Source organism: Synechococcus sp. MU1655 (assembly GCF_023630655.1).
In the GTDB taxonomy this organism is placed as follows: Bacteria; Cyanobacteriota; Cyanobacteriia; order PCC-6307; family Cyanobiaceae; genus Synechococcus_C.
Window position 1 is genome coordinate 1 of the sequence record NZ_JAKUHK010000264.1, and the last position, 2601, is coordinate 2601.

3 protein-coding genes, 1 tRNA gene and 1 pseudogene are annotated in these 2601 nt (G+C 54.0%); 4 read left to right on the forward strand and 1 reads right to left on the reverse strand.

What is annotated here, in order from left to right; translation table 11 throughout:
* A pseudogene (locus tag NCN04_RS10430) lies at positions 1 to 314 on the reverse strand (photosystem II D2 protein (photosystem q(a) protein)); the annotation flags it as partial.
* A 156-nt stretch (positions 315 to 470) separates the two neighbouring features.
* Here NCN04_RS10430 and NCN04_RS10435 point away from each other — a divergent pair.
* From NCN04_RS10435 to NCN04_RS10450, 4 genes are all read left to right on the forward strand, one after another.
* Positions 471 to 734, forward strand: a complete 264-nt coding sequence (locus NCN04_RS10435; RefSeq protein WP_041426744.1) for a UPF0367 protein family — start codon at positions 471 to 473, stop codon at positions 732 to 734.
* Between the two features lie 5 nt (positions 735 to 739).
* Positions 740 to 1420 carry an ABC transporter ATP-binding protein gene (locus NCN04_RS10440; protein ID WP_250396058.1) on the forward strand — a complete coding sequence of 227 codons (681 nt, stop codon included), beginning with the start codon at positions 740 to 742 and terminating at the stop codon, positions 1418 to 1420.
* A gap of 35 nt (positions 1421 to 1455) precedes the next feature.
* A tRNA-Asn gene (locus NCN04_RS10445) sits at positions 1456 to 1527 on the forward strand.
* A gap of 301 nt (positions 1528 to 1828) precedes the next feature.
* On the forward strand, positions 1829 to 2601 hold a 773-nt coding region (locus tag NCN04_RS10450; RefSeq protein ID WP_250396059.1), incomplete at its 3' end, for a response regulator transcription factor.

Genomic DNA, 2601 nt, shown 5'->3' on the forward strand with positions numbered 1-2601 from the left:
TGGCACCAGCGGACAAAATCACCCTGGGCTTCTGGGCCCCAGAGCAAGAGAAGGCTGTGACCCATCGCATCAGCGGGGGTGGACACAGCAGCAGTGAGAAAGTTGCAACCCTCGAGGTACGACGACGCGATGCCGTGGGTGTACCAGGAAGTTACGAAGGTGGTTCCCGTTAACCAGCCACCAATGGAGAGGTAGGCCGTGGGAAGGAGGAGAATGCCGGACCAGCCGACAAACACAAATCGGTCGCGCTTGAGCCAGTCATCGAGGACGTCGAACCATCCCCGCTGCGGCATGCGACCTGCAGCGATCGTCATGAGGTTGCTTCATGAAGCTTTACGTTCGTGAGCTTAAAGGGCTTGGCACTTTTTGCAGAGACAAGATGACCCAGCAGCTCAGAGATAAGTGAAAATACTCAGCCCGCCGTTTCCTGCTTCTGGCGAGGAGAATGGGACCACAAATTTTTTTCACCTGTGTACGTCGTCGAATTAGCTCTTCGCATGAGCCCGATGCCTATCTCTGTTCAACGCAAGGAGTCGGGAGATGCTGAATCTGTCTATCAACAGGTTCGTCAAGCCCTTGAACAGGGACAGCCACGATTGCTCGAAATGACCTGCGAAAAAGTCGAAGGCAAACGGCTCAGCGTTCTCACGAGTGACGTTTTAGCTGTTCAGATCTACGAGAAAACGGCGGCATCCGGGGGAAGCAAACGCCCAGGCTTTTCACTCGACAGCTAATCCCTGTGGGAACGGACACCAACGAACGGGTTCTTCAGTTTGAAGGCGTGAATTTTCGCTGGCCCTGCGGAACCCGCGCTCTGGACCGATGCAGCTTCAGCGTTCCAGCTCCAGGTCTGTGGATGCTTGTTGGCAGCAACGGGAGCGGGAAAAGCACTCTGTTTCGAATGATTGGGGGGTTGATCCAACCACAAGCGGGACGCATGGACTGCAAGGTTCAAACGGCCTTAGTGTTCCAAAATCCCGACCACCAACTCCTGCTCCCAAGTTGCGGCAGCAACCTTCTCCTGAACCTCCCCCCCACGCTTGCCCCTTCCCTCAAACGCAAGCGAATCGCCCATCTGCTTGAACAGGTTGGACTTGCTGGTATGGCGGCCCGGCAAATTCACACGTTGAGTGGAGGCCAAAAGCAGCGTCTGGCAATCGCTGGCGCACTAGCCAGCGAAGCAAAACTTTTACTCCTTGACGAACCGACAGCCCTACTGGACCCATCCAGCCAAAGCTCGGTCTTGGCAACGGTGCAACAGTTGTGTCACCGCTCACTCAATCCACTCACAGCTCTGTGGATCACGCATCGGCTGGATGAACTGGACCATGCTGATGGCGCAGCACTGATGAAAAAAGGCATGGTTGGCCCCTGGGAGAAAGGCCTTTCCTTGCGCCGCACGCTCAAGGCACTTGCCTAAGTCAGGGCCAGACAGTTAAGGTCTCCTGGTCCCAATCCTCGGTAGCTCAGCGGTAGAGCGGTCGACTGTTAATCGATTGGTCGCAGGTTCGAATCCCGCCCGGGGAGTTTTTTAATGACTGTCATCACCCACAAGGTGGTGACTTTTTTTGGTCTTAGCAGCACCATTTTTTCTTCAATCAGAGAAAATTTTCCACTGCATGCCATCCAAATCAGAAGATTTCCTGTAGAGGCGCGCGAGCCAATCTCTGAGTTACTACTTCAAACCCCTGTCAGGCAAAGGGCTTTTAGGGGCATGCCAACCATGAAGGACAGCTCCTGAATTCTGCACAAATTGGTTGATCTTGAGAGAATTACTCCTTAATGACGCGGCACTACCTCGTCCAACTGTTTTTTCGCCAGCATTTTGATGAAACCTTCCATCCTGCTGATCGAAGACGACCGGGACATGAGCGAACTGGTAGGTGGACACCTCGAGCACAGCGGTTTTGATGTTCAGCGAGCCGATGACGGCATTAAGGGCCAGGCACTTGCCTTGCAATACACCCCAGATTTAATTCTCCTTGATTTAATGCTGCCCAATGTGGACGGGCTCACGCTCTGCCAACGACTTCGCCGCGATGAAAGAACGGCATCCATCCCCATCCTGATGCTGACCGCCTTGGGTGGTACGAAGGACAAGGTGAGTGGTTTTAATTCGGGCGCCGATGATTACCTCACAAAACCATTCGATCTTGAAGAGCTTCAAGCGCGGGTGAAAGCGCTCCTTAGGCGTAGCGACAGAGCTCCTATCGGAACGTCGGGAAATCATCACGAAATTCTGAGCTACGGACCCTTGACCTTGGTTCCTGAGCGCTTTGAGGCGATCTGGTTCGAGCATCCGGTGCGACTCACCCACTTGGAATTCGAGCTTCTGCATTGCCTGCTCCAACGCCACGGTCAAACCGTTGCACCATCTCTCATCCTCAAGGAAGTTTGGGGTTACGAGCCAGACGACGACATTGAAACGATTCGCGTTCACGTCCGTCACCTGCGCACGAAATTAGAACCAGATCCACGCAAACCTCGGTTTATCAAAACGGTTTATGGAGCTGGCTACTGCCTCGAGCTGCCTACCGGATCCCAACTCGATGGACTCCAGGATGTTCTTGCTCAAGCGCGCCAGGATCGAGAGCAAAAAGC